Source organism: Streptomyces sp. NPDC031049, assembly GCF_055571015.1.
Genome location: NZ_JBVIGC010000030.1, coordinates 44,561 through 69,198, shown reverse-complemented (window position 1 = coordinate 69,198; position 24,638 = coordinate 44,561). Strand labels below are relative to the sequence as shown.

Sequence of the window (24,638 nt, the reverse complement as noted above, 5' to 3'; positions counted from 1 at the left end):
CTCTTCCACCGGGTCAATCAGCAGGACTTCGACGCCTGCGAGCGCACCCAGCCCGGGATGAGCTCCCGTACCTACGCCAAGGGCGGGGTGCTGGTGCCGAGCGAGCACCACATCGGCGAGTTCCACACCTGGTTGCAGAGCAAGCTCGAAGCGGGCCCCACGCACTGACCCGGCCCGTCCCAGGACGGCCCGCCCGCCTGCCGTCGCGGCCCCTCCGGCAGGTGGGCGGGCCATGGGGGCCTGTGTGCGCGTTGCCTATCAGGCAACGCGCCGCACTGTCCGAAATTGTTGGACGGCGCCTGTCTTGACATCGCGCCGTCGCGCCGAAAGCATGTTGCGCATAGCGCCTGTAGTTGTGTTATACGAGACACTCTCCCGTCTGGAGCCGGCATGAGGAGCATCACCGTCGTCGGAGCGTCGCTGGCAGGCCTGAGCACGGTCCGCGCGCTGCGCGCAGAGGGCTATGACGGCGAAATAGTCGTCGTGGGGGAGGAGCGCCACACCCCCTACGACCGCCCCCCGCTGTCCAAGGACTTCCTCATGGGCGACATCGGCGCCGAGGGGCTCGCGCTCGGTGACGCCGACGAGTACGAGGCCCTGGACGTGCAGTGGTTGCTCGGCGAGCGTGCCCTGCGACTCGACCCGGTCGCCCGCACCGTCACCCTGACCGGGGGACGCCGGGTGCGCACCGACGGCGTCGTCGTCGCGACCGGCGCCAGCGCCCGCGCCCTCCCCGGCGCCGACGGGCCGGCGGGCGTTCACACCCTGCGCACGCTGGACGACGCCCGTTCCCTGCGCGCCGAACTGCTCGACGGCCTGCCCCGGGTCGTCGTCATCGGCGCCGGGTTCATCGGCGCCGAGGTCGCCTCCACCGCACACCGGCTCGGACTCCATGTCACCGTCGTCGAGGCACTGCCCGTTCCCCTGGAGCGCCAGCTCGGCCGGGAGATGGGGCTGGTCGTCTCCTCGCTGCACGGCGATCACGGCGTTCGGCTGCTGTGCGGAACCAGCGTCGCGGAACTGATCGGCGAGAGCCGGGTCACCGGCGTACGTCTCGCCGACGGGCGGGTGCTTCCCGCCGACATCGTCGTGGTCGGCGTGGGCGTGCGGCCCAACACCGACTGGCTCGCCGGCTCCGGCGTGCGCGTGGACGACGGGGTGGTGTGCGACTCCGGTTGCTCGACCGGCGTCCCGGGCGTGGTCGCCGTCGGCGATGTCGCCCGCTGCCCCCACCCGTTCACCGGACGCCACACGCGCATCGAGCACTGGAGCAGCGCCACCGAGCAGGCGAAGACCGCCGCCCGCACCCTCCTGACCGGTGTGCCGGCCCCCGCCCCGCTCACCCCGCCGTACTTCTGGTCGGACCAGTACCGGGCCCGCATCCAGGTCGCCGGGCACGTCGCCCCCGGAGCCGAGCCCGAGGTCGTCGAGGGCGACATCGACAGCCGCACCTTCACGGCCGTCTACCGGCGCGAGGGCGCCCCCGTCGCCGTGCTCTCCCTCAACCAGCCGAAGTTCTTCAACCGGCTCCGCCGGACCCTCGTCCCCGCCGCCGCGGCCGTCGTGTCATGACGTCCGGGCCCGGACCCTCCCCGGGGACCGCAGGGCGGACCACCGCGGGCATTCCGCGGCACCTGCGCTACACCTGGGACCACGAATGGCTGGTCGTGGACGAGGGCAACGCCACGGTCGGCATCACCGCGTTCGCGGCCCGGGCCCTCGGCGACGTGGTCGACCTCCGGCTGCCCGCGGCCGGCGCCTGGGTCGAGGCGGGAGAGAGCTGCGGCCGGATCGCCTCACGGACCGCCGTCAGCGGTCTGTACGCCCCCGCCTCGGGCCGGGTCCTGGAAGTCAACCCCGCGCTGGCCGACGACCCCGGCGTGGTCAGCGCCGCCCCCTACACCGACGGCTGGCTGTTCCGCCTGCGGGTCGAGAACATCGCCGGCGCGCTGAGCCCCGACGCCTACGCCGCCCACTGCGCCCACACCCAAGGAGACTGCCGATGACCCTGTTCCACCAGCCCCTGCACCAACTCGACCCCGAGGTCGCCGCCGCGGTCGACGCGGAGCTCGGGCGCCAGCGGTCCACTCTCGAGATGATCGCCTCCGAGAACTTCGCACCGGTCGCGGTGTTGCAGGCACAGGGTTCGGTCCTGACCAACAAGTACGCCGAGGGCTACCCCGGCCGCCGCTACTACGGCGGCTGCGAGCACGTCGACGTGGTCGAACAGATCGCCGTCGACCGGGTCAGGGAGCTGTTCGGCGCGGAGTACGCCAACGTCCAGCCCCACTCCGGCGCCTCGGCCAACCAGGCAGCCCTGTTCGCCCTCGCCCAGCCCGGCGACACCCTCCTCGGCCTGGACCTCGCCCACGGCGGTCACCTCACCCACGGCATGAAGATCAATTTCTCGGGCAAGCAGTTCGACGTGGTCCCGTACCACGTCGACCCCGAGTCCGGTCTGATCGACATGGCGGAGGTGGAGCGTCTCGCCAAGGAGCACCGCCCCAAGGTGATCATCGCCGGCTGGTCGGCCTACCCGCGGCAGCTGGACTTCGCCGAGTTCCGGCGCATCGCCGACGAGGTGGACGCGTACCTGTGGGTGGACATGGCGCACTTCGCCGGTCTGGTCGCGGCGGGCCTGCACCCGAACCCGGTGCCGCACGCCGACGTGGTGACGTCCACGACGCACAAGACGCTCGGCGGTCCGCGCGGCGGCATCATCCTGGCCAAGCAGACCTTCGCCAAGAAGCTCAACTCCTCCGTCTTCCCCGGCTTCCAGGGCGGTCCGCTGGAGCACGTGATCGCAGCCAAGGCGGTCTCCTTCCAGGTCGCCGCGTCCGAGGAGTTCAAGGAGCGGCAGCGCCGTACGGTGGAGGGCGCCAGGATCCTCGCCGAGCGGCTGACCGCGCCGGATGCGCGTGCGGCCGGGGTGAGGGTGCTCTCGGGCGGCACGGACGTGCACCTGATCCTGGTCGACCTGCGCCACTCCGCGCTGGACGGCCGGCAGGCCGAGGACCGGCTCCACGAGGTCGGCATCACGGTCAACCGCAACGCCGTCCCCGACGACCCGCGCCCGCCGATGGTGACCTCCGGCCTGCGGATCGGCACGCCCGCCCTGGCCACCCGCGGCTTCACGGCCGAGGACTTCACCGAGGTCGCGGACGTGATCGCCGAGACGCTCACGGCACCCGTCCCCTTCGAGACGGCCCACGCCGACGCCTTGGGGGCCCGGGTCCAGGCGCTGGCCGGCAAGCACCCGCTCTACCCCGGGCTGTAACCGACCCCCTCCCGCAGGGGCGTGCCGCAGTCGCCCGGCACGCCCCTTTGACCCCACGGAGCATGGCGTGGCAATCAGCGTCTTCGACCTGTTCTCCATAGGCATCGGCCCGTCCAGTTCACACACCGTCGGCCCGATGCGCGCCGCCAGGATGTTCGTCTCCCGGCTCAAGCAGGACGGCCTGCTGGCCCAGACCGCCGCGGTGAGGGCGGAGCTGTTCGGCTCCCTCGGCGCCACCGGTCACGGCCACGGCACCCCCAAGGCGGTGCTGCTCGGCCTGGAAGGCCACGAGCCGCACACGGTCGACGTCGCCCAGGCCGACCTGGACGTCGAGCGCGTCCGCGCCACCGGCCGCATCCGCCTCCTCGGCGCGGAGATCGGCCCGGCCCACGAGATCGACTTCGACGGCACGACCCAGCTGGTCCTGCACCGCAGGCGATCGCTGCCCTACCACGCCAACGGCATGATCCTCTTCGCGTACGACGCGGACGGTGTCCCGCTGCTGGAGAAGACGTACTACTCCGTCGGCGGCGGATTCGTGGTGGACGAGGACGCGGTCGGCGCGGACCGCATCACACCCGACACCACGGTGCCGGCCCACCCGTTCAGCACCGGCGACGAACTGCTGCGCCTGACTAAGGAGACCGGTCTTTCGGTCTCCGCGCTGATGCTGGAGAACGAGAAGGCCTGGCGCACCGAAAGCGAGGTCCGCGCCGGCCTGCTGGAGATCTGGCGGGTCATGGCGGCCAGTGTCGCCCGCGGACTCGGCCGGGAGGGCATTCTCCCCGGCGGCCTGAAGGTCCGTCGCCGGGCCGCGGCAGCCGGCAGGGCGCTGCGCAGCGAGGGCGACCCGGCGCGTCGCGCCATGGAGTGGGTGACCCTCTACGCCATGGCCGTGAACGAGGAGAACGCCGCCGGCGGCCGGGTCGTCACCGCCCCCACCAACGGCGCGGCGGGCATCATCCCCGCCGTCCTGCACTACTACCTCGACTTCGTGCCGGGTGCCGACGAGGACGGCATCGTCCGCTTCCTCCTCACGGCGGGCGCCATCGGCCTGCTCTTCAAGGAGAACGCCTCCATCTCCGGCGCCGAGGTCGGCTGCCAGGGCGAGGTCGGCTCGGCCTGCTCGATGGCCGCCGGTGGTCTCGCCGAAGTGCTCGGCGGCACCCCGGAGCAGGTCGAGAACGCGGCCGAGATCGGCATGGAACACAACCTCGGGCTCACCTGCGACCCGGTCGGCGGCCTGGTCCAGATCCCCTGCATCGAACGCAACGGCATGGCCGCGGTCAAGGCCGTCACCGCGGCCCGGATGGCGCTGCGCGGCGACGGCCGCCACCACGTCTCCCTCGACAAGGTCATCAAGACCATGAAGGAGACCGGCGCCGACATGAAGGTCAAGTACAAGGAGACCGCCCGCGGCGGCCTCGCCGTCAACGTCATCGAGTGCTGAGGAGACGCACGGGCCGACGCCGCGCCGATGCCCGGAACGAACGACGGCGAAGCACCCGAACCGCTCGCGTGGGCCGCGCGGAACGACATCTCGGCGCGGAGCACACGGGCCACGGACGGAACCAGGAGTGAGGCATGGGACGGATCACCGAGCGACGGCGTGTCGTCCGCGTGCGGGACGGCGCGGTCAGCACGCGTCCGGACACGCTCGTCGCGGAGGAGCCGCTGGAGATCCGGCTCGGCGGCAAGCCGCTGGCCATCACCATGCGCACGCCCGGGGACGACTTCGCGCTCGCCGCCGGCTTCCTGGTGAGCGAGGGCGTCGTCAGCCGGGCGGACGACGTGGCGAACATCGTCTACTGTGCCGGGGCCGCACAGGACGGCGCGAACACCTACAACGTGGTCGACGTGCACCTCGCCCCCGGCATGCCGCTGCCCGACATCACGCTCGAGCGGAACGTGTACACCACGTCGTCGTGCGGCCTGTGCGGGAAGGCGAGCCTGGACGCCGTACGGACCACGGCGCGGTGGCCGATCGCCGACACGCCCTCGGTCCGTGTCACCCCCGGACTGCTGGCCGCCCTGCCCGGCCGGCTGCGCGCCGCGCAACGGGTGTTCGACCGAACCGGCGGGCTGCACGCCGCGGGGCTGTTCTCGCCCGAGGGCGAACTGCTGGACCTGCGGGAGGACGTCGGCAGGCACAACGCCGTCGACAAGCTGATCGGCCGCGCACTGCGCGACGGCGCACTGCCGCTGTCCCGGACCATCCTGCTCGTGTCCGGCCGGGCCTCCTTCGAGCTGGCGCAGAAGGCCGTCATGGCGGGCATCCCGCTGCTCGCGGCGGTCTCGGCGCCGTCCTCCCTCGCCGTGGACCTGGCGGCGGAGACCGGGCTCACTCTCGTCGGCTTCCTGCGCGGCGGGTCCATGAACGTGTACGCGGGCGAGGAGCGTCTCCACCTGGACGCCGGTGACCCGGACACAGACCGGGTGAGGTGAGCGAGTCCGTGATCCGCCTCGAAGAACTGCGCAGCCCCGCGACCGCCGGCACCCTCCCCGGCCCGCCCCGACCGGGACCACCGGGCGCTCACGGCCGCCCCCGCCGCGTGGCCATGCTCAGCGTGCACACCTCACCGCTGCACCAGCCCGGAACCGGCGACGCCGGCGGCATGAACGTCTACATCGTGGAACTGGCGAAGCGCCTCGCCGCCATCGGCATCGAGGTGGAGATCTTCACCCGGGCCTCCTCCGCCGCGCTCCCGCCCAGCGCCGAGCTCGCGCCCGGCGTCCTGGTCCGGCACGTGGCCGCCGGTCCCTGCGAGGGACTGGCCAAGGAGGACCTCCCGGCCCGGCTGGGCGCGTTCGCACACGGTGTCACGCAGGTCCTGGCCGGCCACCAGCGGGGCCACTACGACCTCCTTCACTCCCACTACTGGCTCTCCGGCCTCGTCGGCAGCCGCACCGCCGAACACTGGGACATCCCCCTCGTCCACGCCATGCACACCATGGCCAAGGTCAAGAACGCAGGCCTCGCCGAGGGCGACACCCCCGAGCCGGCGGCCCGCGTCCTCGGCGAGAGCCGGATCGTCCGGGCCGCGGACCGGTTGATGGCCAGCACCGAGAAGGAGGCGGAGGAACTCCGTCACCACTACGACGCCGACGCGGGCCGGATCGCCGTCGTCCACCCCGGCGTCGACCTGGACCGCTTCCGGCCGGGCCCCCGGGGCGTCGCGGCGGGACGGGCCGCGGCACGATCCCGCCTCGGCCTTCCGCAGGACGCGCTGATCCCCTTGTTCGTGGGCCGTATACAGCCGCTGAAGGCGCCGGACATCCTGTTGCGCGCGGCGGCTCGGCTGCTGGCGGAGCGGCCGTGGCTGCGGGAGCGGATCGTGGTGCCGGTCGTGGGCGGGCCCAGCGGCAGCGGTCAGGCCACGCCGGACGGACTGCACAAGCTGTCGGCCGGGCTCGGCATCTGCGACGTCGTGCTGTTGCAGCCGCCGGTCGGTCAGCACCGGCTCGTCGACTGGTACCGGGCCGCGTCCGTCCTGGTCGTGCCCTCCCACAGCGAGTCCTTCGGCCTGGTGGCCGTCGAGGCACAGGCCTGCGGCACCCCCGTGATCGCCGCCGGGGTCGGCGGCTTGCCGGTGGCGGTGCGGGACGGGGTGAGCGGCGTTCTCCTACCGGGGCACGATCCGGCGGACTACGCGGACGCGTTGGCCCGGTTCGCCGACGAACCCGCACGCTCCACCCGGATGGGCGAGGCCGCGACCCGGCACGCTCGCTCCTTCGGCTGGGACACGGCGGCGGCCGCGACGGCGGACGTGTACGCCGAGGTCCTGCGGGAACGCGGGCCCGGCCGCGTCTCGTGACCGCCCCGTCGTTCCTGCTCAGTCGGCCGGACCTGCTGACCGGGCCCGCGCCGTTCACGGTGACCCCCGGCAACCCCATCTGATCCCCGGAGGAGGACCGGCCGCCGCGGGCGGACACGACCGGACGAGGAGCCGGCACGCGCGGCATCGCACCGTCGCCGGCGGCCGCGGGCGTCCGCCCGCCGGTTACGGGGCGAACCGCACGGGCAGGCTCTGGGGGCCGCGGATCATCAGCCCCGGACGCCAGGTGATCGCCGCCGGGTGGATGTCCAGGGCCAGGTTCTCGCAGCGCTCCAGCAGCGTTCTGATGGCGATGCGTGCCTCCAGGCGGGCCAGCGGCGCCCCCAGGCAGTAGTGGATCCCGTGGCCGAACGCCAGGTGGCCGCGGGCGTCACGGGTGATGTCGAAGCGGTCGGGACGGGGAAAGCGGGCCGGATCGCGGTCGGCGTCGGCGAGGGCCACGAGGACGAGCTCGCCGCCCCCGGGGACGACCGTGTCGCCGATCGTCAGCGGCTCGGTGGTGAACCGGTACGTCGGGGTCTCCACGGGACCGTCGTAGCGGAGCATCTCCTCGACGGCGGAGTCGATGAGGGTGAGGTCGGCGCGCAGGGCGGCCAGTTGCTCGGGATGGGTGAGCAGGGCGAGGACACCGTTGGAGATGAGGTTCACGGTGGTCTCGTGGCCCGCCACCAGCAGCAGCCAGGCCATGCCGCGCAGTTCGTCGGCGGACAGCCGGTCGCCGCCGCCGTCCGAACCGTGGATCAGTGCGCTCATGAGGTCGTCGCCGGGCTGCTGCCGCTTGCTCGCCAGCAGCTCCGCCAGATACCGCGCCATGGACGTCGCGGCGGCCGTGCGGGCCTCGGGGTCGGTGGCGCCGAGAGCGTCGTTCGACCACGTCCGGAACGCGGCGCGGTCGAGGTCCGGAACGCCGAGGAGTTCGCAGATGACCGAGATGGGCAGCGGGAAGGACAGGGCCTCGACGAGGTCGGCACGCCCCTCGGGCGCGCTGAGCATCCGCTCCAGGAGCGTGTCCGTGGTCTTCTGGATGCTCGGGGCGAGTTCCTCCACCCGGCGGCTGGTGAACTCCCGGGCGACCAGCTTGCGCAGCCGCGTGTGGTCCGGCGGGTCGGCCCTGAGCATATGAGGACCCGAGGAGATGGAGCCGAGCGGAAGCGAGGGGGAGGCCTTGGCCCAGTCCTTCGAGAGCGTCGGGTCGGTGAGCACGGCGCGCCCGGCCTCGTGGCCGACGACGAGCCAGGCCTCGGCGTTCCCCTCCGGCATGCGGATGCGGTGCACGGGGCCCTGGGCCCGTAACCGGGCGTACACCGGGTACGGGTCACGCGTGAAGGACTCGCCGAGCGCGGCAAGGTCGACGATGCTCATGGGCTACCACCTCACTGACGGCTCGCATGGGTGACCGACGGGTGGGGGCTCACGGCTCCCGCACGGGCCCCGCCTGCCGGCGGCGACTGCCCGCCGACTGTAATACGCGCCGTCCCCGGGCCGACCAGGTTTTCCCGCAGGGACGTCCACGGACCGGCCGCTCTCGGCCACCGACCGCCCCCCGATCGACGACGTGCCCGCCCACTACGCGCACCTGGGCCCGGCCACCGCCGCCGGCCCCGCGCTCGTGGACCTCACCCCGCGGAGCCTGCCGACGCCGAGCAGATCGCGCAGCGGCTGGCGGCGGGGGGGGGCGGTCATGCGCGGTTCAGGGCCGCAGCGGCGTTCGCCACCGCCGGTCTTCCGCACGCGGCGCTCGCCGGAGCGGCGACCGCCTGCCTGCCTTCGCCGGTGCTGACCGCGGCGTTCACCGCGACCGCGAGCCTGGGCGCCTGGGACGGCAAACACCTCGCCGGGAAGGTCTCCGGCCCTCTGCTCCAGCGCGTTCTCGCGCACGGCCGACCTCGACACCGCCCTCGCCGCCCTGCGCGACCGCTGAACCACCACACCGTCACCGATGTCCCACGACGGTGGCCCCGGGAAGCGCCCCGGGGCCACCGTCCGGACGACCGCACCGGTGAACGGCAGGGCCGGCGCCTGCGCCGGGACCGAACGGACGGCCTGCGGACCCGGGCGAGGGACTCGCGGTCGGTGCGTCAGGCGGCGAGCGCCTCCTTCACGGTGGGACGGGACTCGGGGTCGTACCGGCGCAGGGCCACCAGGACGAGCGCGCAGACGGCGACCACCAGGGCGGCACCGACGTAGAGCTGCGTCGCGGAGGCACCGGCGTCCTTGAGCATTCCGGCGATGGTCGGGGACAGGATGGCGCCGATGCGGCCCATCCCCAGCGCCCAGCCCATGCCGACACTGCGGACGTTGGCCGGGTAGAGCGGCGGACCGACGGTGTACGCGCCGGCGATGCAGCCGTTGATCAGAGCCCCGACGACGACGCCGACGCCGAACCCCAGCCACAGAGCCGAGGTGCTCACGATGAAGACGATCATCATGGCGGCGGAGAGCAGGGAGAACCCGACCAGCACCACCCGCGGCGCACGCACCCGGGCGGCGACGCCGTAGAGGACCGAGCCGACCGTGCCGCCGATCGAGATCGCCATCCCGGCGGTCACCGCCGCGCTCTCGGAGAGACCCTCCTCCACCAGGAGCGTCGGGGTCCAGCTGTTGACGAAGTAGAAGCCGAACATGATGGTGATGAAGACGAGCCAGAGCAGGAGCGTCGGGGCCAGCAGCTGCCTGAGCCATCCCGAGCCGGCCCGTTCGGTGCCCGCCCGCGTGGCGGCCGCCCGGTCGAGGTCGGTCTCGGTGACGGCCCCCATCCGCATCCGGGCCAGTGTCCGGTTGATCCGCTCCAGCGCGCCGCTCGGACGGCGCTGCTCGAGGAAGGCGACCGACTCGGGCAGGACCAGGGCGATCACGATCAGGGCGATCAGGGTCCCGACACCACCGATGTGGAAGACGATCCGCCAGTCGCCTCCCACGGTGGCCTTGGCGACCAGGCTCGCCGCGGTGGCGCCGATCCCGTACCCGGCGGTGTAGATGCCGATGGCCAGACCGCGGTTCCTGGCGTTGGAGAACTCGCTGGCGATCACATTGGTGCTGGCCAGAATGCCGCCGACACCGATGCCGGTGACGAGGCGGAAGACGCCCATCACGGTCGCCGACGACGCCGTGGCCGCGCCGAACATGCCGACCGTGCCGAGGGCGAGGCTGATCAGGATCAGCGGACGCCGGCCGATGACGTCGGCGAAGGGGGCGAGCAGCATCGAGCCGATCGCCATCCCGATCAGGCCGGCCGAGACCAGCAGGCCGAACTCCGAGCCGCTGAGCGCGAATTCCTCGGTGACCGACGGCCCCGTGAAGGCGACGGCCATGACGTCGAAGCCGTCGAGGCAGTTCATGAAGGTGCACAGGGCGACGATCAGCCATTGGTAGCCGCTCATCGGTGCCTGCGAGATGCGTGCGGTGATCATGGGTGTCCTGGTGGTGAGGGGTCCGTGCGGACCCGTTGGTGCACCGGCTCAGGTGAGGCGGAGAGACAGGGAGGCGGGGCCGTCCGGGCCGCTGCCGGAGGCGACCGCCCGGGAGACGCACAGGCACAGCCTGTTCGCGCGTTCCTTCTGGGACTCGCTCAGGAAGACGTCGCGGTGGTCGATGGTGCCGGTGGCACCGACCACCTTCGCCAGGCACAGCCCGCACTCGCCCTTGCGGCAGTCCGAGAGCGTGTCGACCCCGGCCGCCTCGAGGGCGTCGAGGATCGAGGTGTCGGGTGCCACGGTGATCTCCCGGCCGAGGTCGGGGAGGCGGACCAGGAACTCCTCGGCCGGGTACCGGCCGCTGGAACCGAAGGTCTCGAAGCGCAGGTTGGTCGCCGGCAGGCCGTGCCCGGCCCAGCTGCGCGAGATGGCGTCCATGAGCCCGATCGGGCCGCACATGTACAGCTCGGTGCCCGCGGCGGCGGGTGTCCGGGCGATCCCGGCGACGAGGTCGTCCACCGCCAGCGAGGTGCCTTCGTCGTCGACGTGGACGCGGACGCGGTCGCCGTGCTCGGCGACCAGATCGTCGACGTAGGCCATGGTGGCTCGGCTGCGGCCGACGAGCACCAGCTGGTAGTCGGCGTCGCGCCGGCGCAGCGCGGAGGCCATGGCGACCAGCGCGGTGACGCCGATACCGCCGGCGACGAGCACATAGCGGGCGGCGCCGACCGCGAGCGGGAAGTTCTGCACCGGCCCGGTGACGGTCAGTTCGTCCCCGGCCCGCAGCCGGTGCATCGCCGCCGAGCCACCCGACGAGGTGGGGGAGAGCCGCACGCCGAGCGTCAGCCGGCGGCCCCCGTCCTCGGAGCGCACCACGGAGTAGGAGCGCACCCGGCGGACGCCGTCCCCGGCGTCGGTCTCGACGTCGATGTGCGTGCCGGGCGCGGCGTGCTCGGGCTGCTCGGGGGCCAGGACGATGCGGCGGACACCCTCGGCGACGTCGGAGACCTCGACCACCCGGGCGCGCTGCCGGCGGGTCTGTGTCTGCACCGCCATCTCAGGCCCCCCGACCGGCGGCCGGCGCGGCGGAGGGGCGTCCCTCGGCCGCGAGCATGCGCTCGAGGATCCGGCGCACCCACATCCCACCGGCGTCGATGTTGAGGCTGTAGAACTCGTGCCCCGGGTTGGCGTCGATGGCGCGCTGCTGGGCGCCGAGCATCTCCTCGTCCTCGCCGAAGACCCCGTGCACCGCCTGGCGCAGTTGGGTGGTGATGGTCTGGCTGTCCAGGCGGTAGTTCCGCATGAACGCCCAGAAGTAGTGGGAGGTCCGGTCGGTCTCGGGGGTGATCGTGTTCATCACGTACCCGTTGACCCCCTGGCTGCGGTCCCCTTCGGGCGCACCGGTACCGGCCTTCGCCACACCGACGTCGATCCGGATCGTGCCCGGCGCCTGGAACGTGATGATCTGCCAGCGGTCGACCTTGCCGGAGAAGCCGGGGAACTTGTCCCGCATGTTCTTCAGCCAGAACGGCGGGGCGTCGATGTCGCGCATCCACCGGGTGACGGTCACCGTGTTGCCGTCATGGGTCACGTCGAACTCGGCCTCGGACAGCTCCTCCTGGCCGATGCTCGAGGAGTGCACGAACTCCTCGTGGGTGAGGTCCATGAGGTTGTCGAGGATGAGCTGGTAGTTGCAGTCGGCGTGGATCGTCTCCCCGTCGCCGGCCCAGGCGGGGTCGTCCATCTGGTGCATGTCGGGCACCGTGGACGGATCGGCCAGGTCCGGGTCGCCGACCCAGACCCAGACGTACCGGTAGCGCTCGACGACGGGGTAGGAGGGGACCACCGCGCTGGGGTTGATGGTCTCCTGCGCGGGCATCCCGGTGCAGCGGCCGGTCGCGTTGTAGCGCAGGCCGTGGTACGGGCACTGCAGCTCGTCGCCCAGGATCCTGCCCTTCGACAGCGGCGCGAGCCGGTGCCAGCAGGCGTCCGCGAGAGCGATCGCGCGGCCCTCGCCGTTGCGCCACAACGCCAGCGGTACACCGGCGACCGTACGGGCCAGCGGCTGCTTGCCGGTGACCTCGTGGTCCCAGGCGGCGACGTACCAGGCGTTGCGGGGGTAGTTGAAGATCTTCGCGGCAGCACTGGCCGGTGGCGCGGTGTCCGGGGGAAGAGGGGCGGTCCGGGGCATACAAACTCCCTATGGAGAGAGGTATCTGTTGCGCGGGCCACAAACTAACTATGGATATAGTGAGAGGGCAATAGTCGGTAGCCTGGAAATCCGGAGGGGGGATGCCATGTCGCTGCGTTACGCGCTGATCGCGCTGCTCACCGGTCGTCCGATGACCGGGTACGACATCTCGAAGAGCTTCAGCCGCTCGGTCGCCCATGTGTGGCACGCCCCGGACTCGCAGATCTATCCCGAGCTCAACCGGATGGAGCGCGACGGACTGCTCACCTCGGCCGAGGTGCCCTGGGGCAAGAAGGGGACCAAGAAGGAGTACCACGTCACCGACGCCGGCCTCGCCGACTTCCGCGAGTGGATGGCGTCCCCGATGACTCCTCAGCGGCAGCGCGACCCCGCGTATCTGAAGGCGGCCTACTTCGACTTCGCCGAGCCGGCGTCGGTGCGTGAGCAACTCCGGCAACAGCAGGCGTACTGGGAGGAGCAGTTGAGCCTGCTGGAAGGCACCCGGGCCGCACTCGTCGACCGCACCCACCCCACTCTGGCGGCCCGCCTGTCCAAGCTGACCGAGCGCGAGGCCGAGCTCGCGGTGCGCTACAAGGTGTACGCCTACGACGGCCTCATCGCCCGCGCCCGCACCGAGCTGGCCTGGATCGCGGACGGCTTCGCGCTCGTCGACGAGTTGGACGACCGCTGAGGCCGCAGGCCCGGGAGCGGGGCACCCGGGCCGAGGGGCGTCCGTCAGGCCACGAGGCGACGGGCGAACTCCAGGGAGTGGGTGAAGAGCCCCTCCACCTGGTCGTCGGGCAGCCCGTGCCAGCCGTGCTCGGCGTGCCGTACCGTCCGCAGCTCCACCGGCGCCCCTGCGCTCTCCAGCGCCGACGCGAGGGACCGGCTGTGTGAGCAGTCCACCATCGTGTCTTCGTCTCCGTGGACCAGAAGGAACGGTGGCGCGTCGGCGTGGACGTGGGTGAGCGGGCTGGCCGCACGGGCACGCTCCGGGACGGCGGCCGGTGCCGCGCCGAGCATCAGCGCCTCGGGGGTGGCGGGGTCCTCGGGAGTGAAGCGGCCCCGTGCGGTGGTGAGGTCGCTCGGCCCGTACCAGATCACGGCCCCGGTCAGTGGTGGTTCGGCGTGGGTCAGGGCGAGGAGCGAGGCGAGATGTCCGCCGGCGGACTCGCCCCACACGATCGTCCTGCCGGTGTCGACGCCGAGTTCGGCGGAGCGCAGGGTGAGCCAGCGCAAGGAGGCGCGCAGATCGTGGAGGGGAGCGGGGAAGGCGGCCTCGCCGCTGAGCCGGTAGTCGGCGCAGGCGACGGCGAAGCCCGCCGCCGCGATGCGTGCGAAGGGCCGGGGAGACCAATGGCGGATGCGCATCCCCATGTCGTCGCGCCGGCCTCGCCGCCAGGCGCCGCCGTGCACGAACAGCACCAGCGGAAGAGGGCCCGTCCGGGGTGCCCCGGGCAGCCAGAGATCGAGCTCCAGGGGACGGCCGCCCTCGACCTCGGCGTAAGGCACGCCGCGCAGCTCGTGCACGCCGGGCTCGCTCGGGGCGGCGGGCGGCAGCGGAGCGTGGTCGGGGTGGGGTGCGGCGATCAGTTCCCGGAGCGAGGGCCCGGTCGCCGTCATCGGGTCCGCCATTGGTGGTCGGGCAGGAAGCGCACGTCGTACTGCTCGGGGACGCTGGCGAACTTGTGGGGGGCCGGTACGACGGGCTGGTGTGGCAGGCCGAGTCGCTCCGCGGGCGCGCCGAGGTTCTCGAAGAACCGCTCGAAGGTGCCCCCCGGGCCGGCGGCGACGCCGACGACCTGGCTGTGGTGGCGCTCCATGCGGTAGGCGTGCCGGCAGTTCTTGGGCACGAAGCCGAAGTCGCCGGGGGTGAGCAGCTTCTCCTGCTGATTGCCCTCGGTGTCCTCGACGAACAGCCGGACGGCCCCCTGGGTGATGTAGAAGACCTCGTGCGTGTCGGTGTGCAGGTGGGCCGGGATGATGTCGCCCTTGGGGCCTTCGACGGTGAAGAAGTTGAAGGTGTTCTCGGTCTGCTCACCGCCGGCGTAGACGGTGATCAGATCGCCGAACAGGTGGGCGCGGTCCCCTTCGCCCTTCTCGATGAAGTACGGCTTGCCGGGCTCCGGGGGGATCCGCGACGCCTGCCGGTAGCGGGTCGCGTACTCGATGGTCATGCCGTCTCCTCGGGTCGACACTGGCGTCAATGTCAGGCACCCTGACATGAGAGTCTGTCGAAATCAAGCGCTCGGCACGAGCCCCGCCCCGTCGTGAGGAACAGATGCAGTCCACCCGCCGCAATCTCCCCCAGCTTCTCGGCGAGGCCCGGCGCTGGTTCGAAGAAGGGCTGGCGACCGCCATGGAAGCCGGCGGAGCCGCACCGGTCTCCGCGACGCAGGCCCAGCTCTTCGCCGTGCTGGACGACCAGGGCACCACGGTGTCCGAGCTGGCCCGGCGCATGGGTGTCACCCGGCAGACCGCGCACCAGGCCGTGCACGGCCTGGTCGCCGCCGGCCTGCTCGAACAGGTCCCGCACCCCGCGTCCGCCCGGCAGCGGTTGATCCGGCGTACCCAGGAAGGAGAACGCGCGCACCGGCAGGCCGGCATCGTCCTCGAACGGCTGGAGGAGCAGCTCGCCGAGCGCATCGGCCATGAGACGGTCGGCGTCCTGCGGGCGGCCTTGGAGACGCCGTGGGGGCCGCCGCCCTCGCCGGACTCACGATGAGACCGCAGCGGCGGTGTCCTCCGCCGGCGGTCATGAAGGCTCTGGGAGAGTTCTGGGCGACGCCTCCGGCTGCCACGGCCCGGGACGGCGGGCCGACACGTGTCGTGGTCAGGCCACGAGTGACAGCTCCTGGCGGAGCACGATCGCGTTGAGCAGGATGGAGAACGGCACCACGTCTGCGACGTCCAGGGCGCCGGCCTGGTTCTTGCCCACGCCGAGGGTCACGTCGATGCAGCAGGCGATCGCGTACAGGTGCTCGCCGGTCTCCGCGTCCTGCACGGCGAAGAACAGGTCCCGGTAGTAACCGGTACGGTCCGCGCCCTCCTCGTAGAACGACAGCCCCGGCGTGCCCTCCTGCGCGGTGAGCCCGGTGAAGGCGCGGATCAGTTCCTGCTCCACGGGCTCCCAGAAGCCGGCCTCGGCCAGCTCCTCAGGCAGGGCCTGCCGCACCGCCTCCTTCACCGACAACACCATGACCATGACGGGGGCGTGCTCCTGGAGCCTCCAGCCGCGCACCATCCGCACGATCTCACTGCCGGGAACGGCGGCGGCCGCCTCCCGGATGTGCCCGAAGTCGAAGTTGACGGTCGCCGGAGCGATTGCGTCCTGGAACAGCCGGTCGAGGGCCCGGGCCTGTTCGAGGTGCTCCGCGCCGACTTCGAAGACGGTTCTGAAACTGGCGGCCATGCTTCCTCCTGCGGTGCGGTTGGTGATGAAGAGTGGCCAGTATGCCGATCATGCCGGTCGCGCAGGACCCCCGTTCCGCCGTGCGGACGGCGCCCGCCGCGCCAACGGGCCCCGGACGTCGGCACCGTCACGGGCGGAGCGCTGAGACACCGATGACGGGGTGGGCCTCACCCGGTGTCACGTATCCGCGGTCGGTCTTCGCCGACGAGTCGGCCGACCGTCTCGGTGACCTGCACGAGCGCTTCCGTACGGCCTTGGGATGACGGTCACGTCAGCCTCGGGTCGCACCCGGTCACGACCTGGGCTCGATGCGGGCAGGACGGCCACGCGGCCAGCATGACCGGGTGACCGAGACACTGCCGGGGCTGCACATGTCCCTCCTGGAAACCGTCGTTGTGGCAGGTGCCGTCGTGCTGGTGGCCGCCCGCCGGCTTCCCGGGCGAATGCGCCGGCCAGGCGCGTCCGGCGCCGGGGCGGTGGTGCTGTTGTCCGGCACGGCACTGGCGTTGGGTTCGCTGCGCTGGCAGATGATTCCCGTCCTGACGGCCGCCGCACTGGTCATGCCGTTCGCCGTCGCGGCCGAACTGCGAGCGCGCAGTGGCCGGCCGCCGCGCAGGGCTCGATGGTGGCCGGCCCTGCCGGCGTCGCTGACCTGCCTGAGCCTGATCGCCGTCGGCCCGGCCGCGGCCTGGGCCTTTCCCACGCCCGCGTTCCCCGCACCGTCCGGTTCCTTCGCCGTGGGCACCACCGTGGTGGAGTGGACCGACGCCGGCCGGCCGGAGAACGCCACACCCGATGCCGACGACCGGCGCACCGTCGTGGTCCAGTTGTGGTACCCGGCGCGCAAGAGCCCGGCGGACGCGCGACGCGCCGTGTACCTCGGCCGCACGGAGGAGGAGGCGGCCATCGTCTCCGATGCCCTCGCCGACTACGCCGGCATACCCCGCTTCCTGCTCGACGGCCTGCCCCGTGCCCGTACCCACGCGGTGGTCGACGCGCCGGTGGCAGACGGAGGCGGACGCTTCCCGGTCGTGCTGTTCTCCCCGGGGCTGGGCGGCGTACGCACCCAGAACACGGCGTGGGCGCAGGAGCTGGCGAGCCACGGCTATGTCGTCGCGGCCCTCGACCACCCCTACGACTCCGCCGCCGTTCTCGCCGACGGCCGGACCATCCGTACGAAGGTCACCGCCACGGGCGACGCCGACCGGGACGAGAAGCTGGCGGCCGGTTGGACAGCGGTCCGGGCCGCCGACCTCAGCTTCGTCCTCACTCGGCTGGACCGCGTCGCGCGAGGCGAGGCCCCGGGGCCCGTGGGCGGACGCATGGACACCGGCCGCGTGGCCGTCACCGGCCACTCCCTCGGGGGAGGCGCCGCGCTGCAAGCGGCTCGCCAGGACCGCCGGTTCGACGCCGTCATCGACCTGGACGGCTTTCCGCACGACCCCGACGCGAAGCCCTTCCCGCAACCGGTCCTGGCGCTCACCCAGGACATCCACCGGGACGTCGACCCCGACTACATCCCCCGCCTCACACATGTGCTCTCCCTGAGCACCGCGACGAGCTACCGGCTCACCGTCCCAGGCGCGGCACACCTGACGTTCACGGACGCGCCGCTCTACATGCCCCCGGTGGAGTCGGTCGTCGGATCACTGGGCCGCACCGATGGACCGCGCATCACCGCCGACGCCTCACTTGCCTTCCTCGGCACCACGCTGCGCGACGGACCGGACGACCTGGCCACGGTTCTGCCCGCTCACGGAGTACTCACCGTCCACTTCCCGCGCGGCAGGACCTGAGGTTCCCGCCGGGGCGAACGGGCGGTGGAACGTGAAGGCGTGCGGCGCGGAGCCGTGGTCGTGGAGGTGTTCCAGCCTGGAGACCCCGTCCTGCCAGGTTGGTACCGCACCGTCACATACCCACCACAGTACGTGACTCGGGTGTCCCGTCCTCTCGAACCAGTCGTAACGCCTGTTCAGTGCCGCACGGTGCAGACCGGTGTGGACGGTGTCGAAGGCGGGGCGCAGGTCGGTCCAGAGCGAGAGGGTCGCGGCCAGGGCGGTGGTGTCCGCCGTGCGGCCCTTGTCGTACCAAGTCGGTACGGTGAACTCGCCCCAGGCACCCCAATCCGCCTCGAAGAGCACGCCCCGGTCACCGTCCGCCGGTTCGGCGCGAGCGAGGTACCCGGGGTGCTGACCGATCTTCCGGTAGACGGCCTCACCGATGTCGTAGAACTCGCGCGTGAGAGGTGAGGGATCGGCGAGGGGCGACTTCAGGACGCCGAATGTGTACAGAGCAAGACGGGGCATGTGTCTCTCCTTGGTCGGAGGTGCCTGGCGTGGACCCGGCTCGGTGGGGCACGAACGAGGGGGAGGACGCGTAGGAACGTGCCCGGCTCGGCCCGTTGCCGGTGGGCAGGCCTGGAGGAACTCCCGTGTGACCGTGGGCGGTCACCGAAGACCAGGTGAAGGTAGCTGCCTCCGCGAGCCCTGTCGAAGTTGCGTTTTCCCTCTCCGGGTGGCCTTTGCGCAGGCCGCCCCCGCATCGCGTCCTGCGGGGCGACGCCACATCGACTGTGATGCGCATCACATAGATCTCACGTCACGGACGGGGGAGCTGCCTGCATCCAGTGGTCATCAGCAAACGGAGAGAGGCGGAACGATGAGCGCACAGCACGAAGCCGGCAGGGCGACCGCACACCGTGCTCTGGTTCTGGGAGCGGGGTACGCGGGCATGTCCGCGGCCATCCAGCTCGCGGCTCGGACCGAGCGGCGCGAGGACGTCCAGGTGACCTTGGTGAACGCCCAGGACCGGTTCACCGAGCGGCTGCGGCTGCACATGACCGCGACCGGACAGCAGCTCGCCGAGCTGAAGATCCCGGAGCTGCTTCAAGGCACGGGTGCGCGGTTCGTGCGCGGCTGGGTGACGGCGGTCGACGCGGACGCGAAAACCGTGCGGGTCGACGACGACCGGGTCCTGCACTACGACACGCTCGTGTACGGACTGGGCAGCGTGGCCGACACGGCGGCGGTACCGGGCGCCGAGGAGCACGCGTACACCCTGGACGGCCCCGCGGACGCCGAGGCGCTGGCCGATCGGCTGGCGCGCCTCGGCAGCGGCACGATCGTGATCGCCGGCACCGGACTGACCGGCGTGGAGGCGGCGGCGGAGATCGCCGAGCGACGCCCGGAGCTGAACGTCGTACTGCTGGGCCGGGCCGAGCCCGGTGCGGCCCTCTCCCCGAAGGCCAAGGCGTACCTGCGGTCGGCCCTCGACCGGCTGGGCGTGGCGGTGCGCGGCGGGGCCGAGGTGGTGAAGGTGCTGCAAGGCGCGGTCGAGCTGGCGAGCGGGGAGAGCGTCGCCGCCGACGCCGTCCTGTGGACGGGGGGCACGAGGGTGTCACCGCTTGCGGCTGCCGCCGGTCTGGCCGTCGACGAGCGCGGCCGGATCGTCACCGACACCGCGCTGCGCTCGGTGTCGCACCCCGATGTGTACGCCGTCGGCGACGCGGCCGCGGTCCGCCAGGGCTACGGCGTCATGCACGGCACCTGCCAGGGAGGGATGCCGACCGGTGTGCACGCGGCGGTGTCGATCGTCCGCACGCTGAAGGGCCGGCAACCCGAGCCGTTCCGCTTCGGCTACTACCACACGCCGGTCAGCCTGGGCCGGCACGACGCGATCGTGCAGTTCACCCGCCCCGACGACAGCCCCCGGAAGATTCACCTGACGGGCCGTAGCGCTGCCTGGTACAAGGAGAAGGTGAGCGCCGCGCCCTGGCCGACCTTCGGCCGTATGAGGAAGATGCCCGCCTCGGGCGCGTTCTGGCCGCGTGGCGGTCACTTCACCCGGATGCGGGGCGCCCGGTGACACATCCCCACCCCGACCCCGGCCAGCAGGTGTTCCACGAGCACCGCAACCTGCTGTTCTCGGTGGCCTACCGTTTTCTCGGCACCGCGGTCGACGCCGAGGACGCCGTCCAGGACGCCTGGATCAAGTGGTCGGCCGCCGACCGCTCGCAGGTGGCCGACCCCAAGGCGTACCTGACGCGGATCGTGTCGAACCTGGCCCTGGCACGGCTGCGCTCCACCCGGCACAAGCGCGAGACCTACGTGGGCCCCTGGCTCCCGGAGCCCATCCTCACCAGTGGCGACACCGCCGACACCGTCATCGACGCCGAGTCGGTGTCGATGGCGATGCTGGTGGTGCTGGAGACGCTGAGCCCGCTCGAGCGCGCGGTGTTCGTGCTGAAGGAGGTCTTCGACTTCAGCCATGCCGAGATCGCCGAGGCGGTGGAGCGTTCCGAGCCCGCGGTCCGGCAGGCGGCACACCGCGCACGCGAGCACGTACGAGCCCGGCGGCCGCGTTTCACCGCGGACCGCTCACGGCAGCGCGAGGTCACCGAACGGTTCTTCGCCGCCGCGACCGGCGGTGACGTCAACGCCCTGATGGAGCTGCTGTCCCCGGACGTCACTCTGTGGACCGACGGCGGCGGCAAGGTACGACAGGCCCTGCGTCCGGTTGCGGGCGCCCAGACGGTGGCTGCCTGGTTCGCGGCCATCGGCACCGTCACCTACCAGGGCATCGAGCCCGCCGACATGCACGCCGAACTCATCGAGATCAACGGCGGCCCGGGCATGGTGTTCCGCGCGCTCAGCGGGCCGGGCCGACCGGGACGCGCGATCGCCACGGTCACCTTCGACTTCGACGCCGATGGCCGTATCACCACCATCCACAACGTCGCCAACCCCGACAAGCTCCGGGCCATCGCCGACGGCACGACTCACGGCGTCGGGCCCCATCGAGCCACGGAAGCGAGATGACCAACAGCCGTCCGTACTGCCGGGACTTCGAGGCCGACGGCGGCGGTCTCGCGATGAGCGAGGCGGTACTCGGCCGACGCGTGCGGGCCGAGTACACCCTCGCCTCCTTCCTCGACGACCGTGTGTGCGGCAACGGTTCGAAGAGGGCGGTCAACGCCCTGCGCGGCCCGTCCTTCGACAGGGCCGTCACGGCCGGGCAGTTGCTGCGCGAGGTCGGCGCGGACCCGCACGGTCAGTTCGGGACGTCGTCCCGAACTGACCGTGCGGCACGCGGAGCCCCGTGCGGCGATCGCTCCGACGCCCTCGAAGGCGAGCAGGCCATGGCGCCGTCGCGACTGGCGGCCGCCCCAGTCGGTGACCTCCCATGGCAGAGTGATCGAGCCGGACTGTCCGTGGTGGGGAGAGACATGAAACGACATTTCAGGTCGGTGCTGGCTGCGGTAGCCGCCACTTGTGTGCTGGCTGGCTGCGGCGGCGGTGGTGACGGCGGAGCGAGCGCAAGCCCGTCGACGACAGGACCGGGACCGGACGGTCTCTCGTCAGGGCCATACCGGCTGGAAATGCCGCAGGCGGTGCTGAACGGCACCTTCACGGAGTCCGATCACTCCGCGCCCGATCAGGGCATCGCGGCGATGCTTTCCGGGCAGATCGAGAACGGCACCTCCGCGTTCGCCGCGTATCAGCCCGCCGACCGGAAGTCGGAGACGTCGGGGCCCGTACTGTCGGTGACGGGTGTGCAGGGAACCGTGCTGAGCCCGGCCACGGCACGTGACGAGTTGCTGAGGATCCTCGATCGCCGCCTCCCGGACAAGCGCACCACTGTGATCGTCGGGCCTCGCACGATCACCCCCGAGGGCTCACCGGACCCCGTCTCCTGCCGGATCGTTCAGTTCGCCGACGAGTACGGCACATCGTGGGCACCGGGTTGTTCGTGGGCGGACGGATCCGCCGTTGTGTACGTGACCCGGACCGTGGAACTCACCGAGGATCCTGCCGAGTTCGACCTCGAGGCCTTCGCGGCCGAGACGGCGATCATCCGTAGTGAGGTCCGCGCACCCGTAGCACCGTAGTACGCAGGACGTCGGGGACCGACTGCCACTTCCCCGCACCGACGGCATCGCGGCCACTCACGAGGCCTGAGGCACGGCAGGGCGGTGCACGGCAGGAAGTACCCACACGCCCGGTACGGCCATCCCGTCGACTTCACCGCGGAGTCCGCCCACATGCCGCAGGCACCCTTGCACTCCTTCCCGCTGTCCTGGGTCTCGTACGGGAGACGGGCGAAGACGACGGCGTACGCGCGGCGGACTCGCGGAGGGCGGTGGCCGGCCTGCGCTGGTGCGCACCGCCCCTCCCGGTGCCGAGGTCGCCCATTGCACCCTCAATGGGCGGCAGGGGGCTCGACGCAGCCGGTTTCCGGATAGTGTCCGCTGACGTCGACCCACACACGCGTCGCGCTCACGGCTCCTGTGACACAGGCGGATTCACCGACGTACATGCCGAAGGAGCTGCCTCCGTCAGCCGGGGTGGTCGCGGACGTCCCCACGGTTCGGACGCTGACGACGACCCGCCGTGGCGCAGCGATGCCCTCCAGGACGGGGCGGACGTGCTCGGGGGCGATCTCGCCTCGCTTCCGCATCGCCTCGAGAGCGGCCTGGACTGCCCCGGCCTTGGCAGCGGCCTCTCCTCGGTCCACTCAAGCGGAACTGATGTGGCGGCCTGATCAGCGAGGTCGTCGCCCAGAACAGCACATGGCCGCCGTCCCCCTCCGGGACGAATTCTCCGTGCCGTGCTCGACCATGAGGCCACTGGCGGTGATCCAGTCGCGGCTGGTGTCGGCATCGGGATGACTCCACCACATGGTGACGCCGCTGCCGAGCCAGCCTCGTCCACGCCGGTCCAATCGTGTCGGCCCGCTGCCCAGGAACCAGACGCGCAGCCCGGCTGCCGCCCGCCAGGCGGGCCGACTCCGCTGTCGCCGCTGCTGCGCCTCCTGTCACGTGAGCATCTGCTGTGCTGTGTCCCGGAGTTGGTCGTCCAAGGGGCGCAGTTCGGTACCCGGGGAGATGAGGCCGTAGGAGGACACCACGCGCCGTTCAGCGGTCGACCAGTGCCGTAGGTGTGGCTGCAGATGAGATGGGAAGGGCGGTCCGATCAACAGGAGCGTCCGAAGGGCGCGTACTCCTACGGGGAGGGGCCCGGCGGGCGCGGTCAGGACCGGAACTGCCTTGGAAGCGTCATCGGTGATACGCCAGTAGGCTTCGGCGGCGCGCATCCGCATCCATTCGTAGCTGTCAGCGAGGTAGCCCTCGATCAGGGGTAGCAGTGGTGCGGCTACCGGGCCCAGGCGGCCTGCCTCCTCCAGACACCACCCGTTGTCACCGAGGCGGCGTTCCAGCAGGCGCAGCGCAGGGTCCGGGTCGGCGCCGAGGCGAGCAGCGGTGACCGCCGCGGCCGTGGCGAGTTCGTCGTCGCTGCGGGCGGTCTTCTCCAGCAGGCCGAGCAGCTCTGTGTCGTGGATGCCCCAGTCGCCGAACCGCCACCCGAGCATCGGGGTGGGGCGGTTGCGCAGCAGGTCCTTGAGGTCGGGCAAGAGGGTGCGGGCGGTATCGGGGGCTGGGGTGGCCAGAAGTTCGCCCGGGCAGGCGGCGGGGTGGCGGAGCGCGAGCCGCTGGTGGTCGAGGCGGTGGGTGCGAGCGGCGAGTGCGGCCAGTGCAGTGGGGTCCGGGTCGGGCACGACAGTGAGAAGACGTTCGTCGCCGAGGCGGCCGAGGGCCAGTTGGGCCTGCTTGGCCGTGGAGGTGCCGGTGAGCGCGTGCGGGAGGAGGTTGTCGCCGAGCGCGGCATCGGGGTGGGTGGCGCCTGGCAGCCAGCTGATGATGGCGTTGAGCAGCCGGGACAGATCCCAGGGCGTCTTCGCGTGCGGCAGGGCGGCGGTGAGCAGGGCGATGGTGTCGTTCTCGCGGTCGCGCCATGTGGTCGACAGCTCCGTGGCGCGGCGCGAGCCGCGGCCTTCGATGTCGCCCTGTGCGATCCAGCTGCGGGCCACCGCCGCGGCGCCGTCCGCGTCCTCGGCCAGCACGTCGGCGACGCGGGGGTCGGTGTCCCCGACCCCGGGGAAGAATTCGAGTGGGTCGACGGCGAACTCGCTGTTGCCTCCGGCGGCGGCCAGTATCTCGACCAGGTCAGCTGGGTAGGGGGCGCGTGCTTGCTCCAACAGCGTCAGAGCGGCGACCGCACGGACGGCGGCGACGGGATCCGTGAGAGCGTCGTGCAGGCGCCGGTGCGCGGACCGCGGATCGGGGTCGAGCCGGGTGAGGACGGTCAGCGCCTCCGCGCGGACGGCGGCGGCCGGGTCCCTCTCGTACGCGGTGGTCAGCTCGCGCACCGCCGCCGGTAGGTCTCCCCGGTCGCGCGGCGGGCGACGCGCACCGCGTGGCGGCGCACTTGCGGGTCGTCGTCGCCGGGCAGATGCAGCAGCCCCGGCACTTCGGCCCCGACCTGCGCGCACCCCTCCTCCTCGTCCCCGGGCTGTGACTCGGGGCCATGACCTCCCGCGCCCGTCAACAGCACGAGCACATGCCCTCGTCCGTGGACGGCGTGCACGGCTGCGTGCGCGAGGAACGGCACGGCCGCCACGGTCGCCGGGTACACCGACCCCTGGTGCAGCACACTGTTGAACAGCTCGCCAA

Annotated in this window: 23 protein-coding genes; 13 read left to right on the top strand and 10 right to left on the bottom strand. The window is 71.9% G+C overall.

Annotation, left to right across the window (positions count from 1 at the left end; genetic code table 11):
• From ACZ45Q_RS32890 to mshA, 7 genes are all read left to right on the top strand, one after another.
• Nucleotides 1–168 (top strand): SRPBCC family protein (locus ACZ45Q_RS32890; RefSeq protein WP_468268442.1); only part of this gene is annotated, 168 nt, incomplete at its 5' end.
• A gap of 222 nt (nt 169–390) precedes the next feature.
• On the top strand, nt 391–1,572 hold the full coding sequence (locus tag ACZ45Q_RS32885; RefSeq protein ID WP_468268433.1) for an NAD(P)/FAD-dependent oxidoreductase: 1,182 nt from the start codon (nt 391–393) through the stop codon (nt 1,570–1,572).
• Nucleotides 1,569–2,006 carry a glycine cleavage system protein H gene (locus tag ACZ45Q_RS32880; RefSeq protein WP_468268430.1) on the top strand — a complete coding sequence of 146 codons (438 nt, stop codon included), beginning with the start codon at nt 1,569–1,571 and terminating at the stop codon, nt 2,004–2,006. The genes ACZ45Q_RS32885 and ACZ45Q_RS32880 overlap by 4 nt, the downstream gene beginning before the upstream one ends.
• Nucleotides 2,003–3,277, top strand: coding sequence for a serine hydroxymethyltransferase (glyA, locus tag ACZ45Q_RS32875; protein ID WP_468268427.1), 1,275 nt, complete (start codon nt 2,003–2,005; stop codon nt 3,275–3,277). The genes ACZ45Q_RS32880 and glyA overlap by 4 nt, the downstream gene beginning before the upstream one ends.
• A gap of 67 nt (nt 3,278–3,344) precedes the next feature.
• Entirely contained in the window at nt 3,345–4,727 is a 1,383-nt protein-coding gene (locus ACZ45Q_RS32870) for an L-serine ammonia-lyase (RefSeq protein ID WP_468268424.1), read from the top strand.
• Between the two features lie 134 nt (nt 4,728–4,861).
• The gene (fdhD, locus tag ACZ45Q_RS32865; RefSeq protein WP_468268421.1) at nt 4,862–5,722 is read left to right on the top strand and encodes a formate dehydrogenase accessory sulfurtransferase FdhD; all 861 of its coding nucleotides are present in this window, start codon (nt 4,862–4,864) and stop codon (nt 5,720–5,722) included.
• Nucleotides 5,723–5,730: 8 nt separating this feature from the next.
• Complete coding sequence (mshA, locus tag ACZ45Q_RS32860) at nt 5,731–7,092, top strand: D-inositol-3-phosphate glycosyltransferase (RefSeq protein WP_468268439.1); 1,362 nt, start codon at nt 5,731–5,733, stop codon at nt 7,090–7,092.
• Between the two features lie 186 nt (nt 7,093–7,278).
• Here the strand turns inward: mshA and ACZ45Q_RS32855 are convergent, their stop codons facing one another.
• The 4 genes from ACZ45Q_RS32855 to ACZ45Q_RS32840 all read right to left on the bottom strand — a co-directional run bounded on the left by ACZ45Q_RS32855 (nt 7,279) and on the right by ACZ45Q_RS32840 (nt 12,717).
• Nucleotides 7,279–8,475, bottom strand: a complete 1,197-nt coding sequence (locus ACZ45Q_RS32855) for a cytochrome P450 family protein (protein WP_468268418.1) — start codon at nt 8,473–8,475, stop codon at nt 7,279–7,281.
• A 716-nt stretch (nt 8,476–9,191) separates the two neighbouring features.
• Nucleotides 9,192–10,523 carry an MFS transporter gene (locus ACZ45Q_RS32850; protein ID WP_468268414.1) on the bottom strand — a complete coding sequence of 444 codons (1,332 nt, stop codon included), beginning with the start codon at nt 10,521–10,523 and terminating at the stop codon, nt 9,192–9,194.
• Nucleotides 10,524–10,571: 48 nt separating this feature from the next.
• Nucleotides 10,572–11,582, bottom strand: coding sequence for a PDR/VanB family oxidoreductase (locus ACZ45Q_RS32845; RefSeq protein WP_468268411.1), 1,011 nt, complete (start codon nt 11,580–11,582; stop codon nt 10,572–10,574).
• A gap of 1 nt (nt 11,583) precedes the next feature.
• Nucleotides 11,584–12,717 (bottom strand): aromatic ring-hydroxylating dioxygenase subunit alpha, encoded by a 1,134-nt coding sequence (locus tag ACZ45Q_RS32840; RefSeq protein WP_468268408.1) that lies wholly within the window; start codon nt 12,715–12,717, stop codon nt 11,584–11,586.
• Nucleotides 12,718–12,823: 106 nt separating this feature from the next.
• Between ACZ45Q_RS32840 and ACZ45Q_RS32835 the strand changes: the two genes are divergently transcribed.
• Nucleotides 12,824–13,408 carry a PadR family transcriptional regulator gene (locus tag ACZ45Q_RS32835; RefSeq protein WP_468268405.1) on the top strand — a complete coding sequence of 195 codons (585 nt, stop codon included), beginning with the start codon at nt 12,824–12,826 and terminating at the stop codon, nt 13,406–13,408.
• Nucleotides 13,409–13,452: 44 nt separating this feature from the next.
• Here the strand turns inward: ACZ45Q_RS32835 and ACZ45Q_RS32830 are convergent, their stop codons facing one another.
• Nucleotides 13,453–14,340 carry an alpha/beta hydrolase fold domain-containing protein gene (locus ACZ45Q_RS32830; protein ID WP_468268402.1) on the bottom strand — a complete coding sequence of 296 codons (888 nt, stop codon included), beginning with the start codon at nt 14,338–14,340 and terminating at the stop codon, nt 13,453–13,455.
• A complete protein-coding gene (locus ACZ45Q_RS32825) occupies nt 14,337–14,894 on the bottom strand; it encodes a quercetin 2,3-dioxygenase (RefSeq protein WP_468268399.1) in 558 nt (185 codons plus the stop codon). The genes ACZ45Q_RS32830 and ACZ45Q_RS32825 overlap by 4 nt, the downstream gene beginning before the upstream one ends.
• A 104-nt stretch (nt 14,895–14,998) precedes the next feature.
• Between ACZ45Q_RS32825 and ACZ45Q_RS32820 the strand changes: the two genes are divergently transcribed.
• On the top strand, nt 14,999–15,442 hold the full coding sequence (locus tag ACZ45Q_RS32820; protein ID WP_468268396.1) for a MarR family winged helix-turn-helix transcriptional regulator: 444 nt from the start codon (nt 14,999–15,001) through the stop codon (nt 15,440–15,442).
• A gap of 108 nt (nt 15,443–15,550) precedes the next feature.
• Here the strand turns inward: ACZ45Q_RS32820 and ACZ45Q_RS32815 are convergent, their stop codons facing one another.
• Complete coding sequence (locus ACZ45Q_RS32815) at nt 15,551–16,129, bottom strand: Type-2Aa cytolytic delta-endotoxin (RefSeq protein ID WP_468268393.1); 579 nt, start codon at nt 16,127–16,129, stop codon at nt 15,551–15,553.
• A 308-nt stretch (nt 16,130–16,437) separates the two neighbouring features.
• On the opposite strand from ACZ45Q_RS32815, the gene ACZ45Q_RS32810 reads away from it, so the two are divergent.
• A complete protein-coding gene (locus ACZ45Q_RS32810) occupies nt 16,438–17,925 on the top strand; it encodes an alpha/beta hydrolase family protein (protein ID WP_468268390.1) in 1,488 nt (495 codons plus the stop codon).
• On the opposite strand, the gene ACZ45Q_RS32805 is transcribed toward ACZ45Q_RS32810, so the two are convergent.
• Complete coding sequence (locus ACZ45Q_RS32805) at nt 17,818–18,435, bottom strand: DUF3291 domain-containing protein (protein WP_468268387.1); 618 nt, start codon at nt 18,433–18,435, stop codon at nt 17,818–17,820. The two genes, ACZ45Q_RS32810 and ACZ45Q_RS32805, sit on opposite strands and share 108 nt — an antisense overlap.
• A gap of 352 nt (nt 18,436–18,787) precedes the next feature.
• Here ACZ45Q_RS32805 and ACZ45Q_RS32800 point away from each other — a divergent pair, with 352 nt between their 5' ends.
• Genes ACZ45Q_RS32800 through ACZ45Q_RS32790 form a run of 3 tightly spaced genes read left to right on the top strand, consistent with a single transcriptional unit; the run spans nt 18,788 to nt 22,016 of the window.
• Nucleotides 18,788–19,993, top strand: coding sequence for an NAD(P)/FAD-dependent oxidoreductase (locus ACZ45Q_RS32800; RefSeq protein WP_468268384.1), 1,206 nt, complete (start codon nt 18,788–18,790; stop codon nt 19,991–19,993).
• On the top strand, nt 19,990–20,946 hold the full coding sequence (locus ACZ45Q_RS32795) for an RNA polymerase sigma-70 factor (RefSeq protein ID WP_468268381.1): 957 nt from the start codon (nt 19,990–19,992) through the stop codon (nt 20,944–20,946). Before ACZ45Q_RS32800 ends, ACZ45Q_RS32795 begins: the two co-directional genes overlap by 4 nt.
• Nucleotides 20,943–22,016: a hypothetical protein gene (locus tag ACZ45Q_RS32790; protein WP_468268378.1), complete on the top strand. Its 1,074-nt coding sequence runs from the start codon at nt 20,943–20,945 to the stop codon at nt 22,014–22,016. The genes ACZ45Q_RS32795 and ACZ45Q_RS32790 overlap by 4 nt, the downstream gene beginning before the upstream one ends.
• Nucleotides 22,017–22,942: 926 nt before the next feature.
• On the opposite strand, the gene ACZ45Q_RS32785 is transcribed toward ACZ45Q_RS32790, so the two are convergent.
• Together ACZ45Q_RS32785 and ACZ45Q_RS32780 are read right to left on the bottom strand one after the other, a co-directional pair.
• Nucleotides 22,943–24,334 carry a hypothetical protein gene (locus ACZ45Q_RS32785; RefSeq protein ID WP_468268375.1) on the bottom strand — a complete coding sequence of 464 codons (1,392 nt, stop codon included), beginning with the start codon at nt 24,332–24,334 and terminating at the stop codon, nt 22,943–22,945.
• Complete coding sequence (locus ACZ45Q_RS32780; RefSeq protein ID WP_468268372.1) at nt 24,322–24,600, bottom strand: hypothetical protein; 279 nt, start codon at nt 24,598–24,600, stop codon at nt 24,322–24,324. The genes ACZ45Q_RS32785 and ACZ45Q_RS32780 overlap by 13 nt, the downstream gene beginning before the upstream one ends.
• Nucleotides 24,601–24,638 lie beyond the last annotated feature (38 nt).

Excerpts from the sequence above, each read along its gene's own strand:
- ACZ45Q_RS32885 (WP_468268433.1), top strand. The coding sequence starts at position 391 with ATGAGGAGCATCACCGTCGTCGGAGCGTCGCTGGCAGGCCTGAGCACG.
- ACZ45Q_RS32805 (WP_468268387.1), bottom strand. The coding sequence starts at position 18,435 with ATGCCCCGTCTTGCTCTGTACACATTCGGCGTCCTGAAGTCGCCCCTC.
- ACZ45Q_RS32840 (WP_468268408.1), bottom strand. The coding sequence starts at position 12,717 with ATGCCCCGGACCGCCCCTCTTCCCCCGGACACCGCGCCACCGGCCAGT.
- ACZ45Q_RS32820 (WP_468268396.1), top strand. The coding sequence starts at position 14,999 with ATGCAGTCCACCCGCCGCAATCTCCCCCAGCTTCTCGGCGAGGCCCGG.
- ACZ45Q_RS32810 (WP_468268390.1), top strand. The coding sequence starts at position 16,438 with ATGCGGGCAGGACGGCCACGCGGCCAGCATGACCGGGTGACCGAGACA.
- ACZ45Q_RS32815 (WP_468268393.1), bottom strand. The coding sequence starts at position 16,129 with ATGGCCGCCAGTTTCAGAACCGTCTTCGAAGTCGGCGCGGAGCACCTC.
- ACZ45Q_RS32790 (WP_468268378.1), top strand. The coding sequence starts at position 20,943 with ATGACCAACAGCCGTCCGTACTGCCGGGACTTCGAGGCCGACGGCGGC.
- ACZ45Q_RS32835 (WP_468268405.1), top strand. The coding sequence starts at position 12,824 with ATGTCGCTGCGTTACGCGCTGATCGCGCTGCTCACCGGTCGTCCGATG.
- ACZ45Q_RS32800 (WP_468268384.1), top strand. The coding sequence starts at position 18,788 with ATGAGCGCACAGCACGAAGCCGGCAGGGCGACCGCACACCGTGCTCTG.
- ACZ45Q_RS32880 (WP_468268430.1), top strand. The coding sequence starts at position 1,569 with ATGACGTCCGGGCCCGGACCCTCCCCGGGGACCGCAGGGCGGACCACC.
- ACZ45Q_RS32850 (WP_468268414.1), bottom strand. The coding sequence starts at position 10,523 with ATGATCACCGCACGCATCTCGCAGGCACCGATGAGCGGCTACCAATGG.
- ACZ45Q_RS32825 (WP_468268399.1), bottom strand. The coding sequence starts at position 14,894 with ATGACCATCGAGTACGCGACCCGCTACCGGCAGGCGTCGCGGATCCCC.
- ACZ45Q_RS32855 (WP_468268418.1), bottom strand. The coding sequence starts at position 8,475 with ATGAGCATCGTCGACCTTGCCGCGCTCGGCGAGTCCTTCACGCGTGAC.
- ACZ45Q_RS32830 (WP_468268402.1), bottom strand. The coding sequence starts at position 14,340 with ATGACGGCGACCGGGCCCTCGCTCCGGGAACTGATCGCCGCACCCCAC.
- fdhD (WP_468268421.1), top strand. The coding sequence starts at position 4,862 with ATGGGACGGATCACCGAGCGACGGCGTGTCGTCCGCGTGCGGGACGGC.
- ACZ45Q_RS32845 (WP_468268411.1), bottom strand. The coding sequence starts at position 11,582 with ATGGCGGTGCAGACACAGACCCGCCGGCAGCGCGCCCGGGTGGTCGAG.
- glyA (WP_468268427.1), top strand. The coding sequence starts at position 2,003 with ATGACCCTGTTCCACCAGCCCCTGCACCAACTCGACCCCGAGGTCGCC.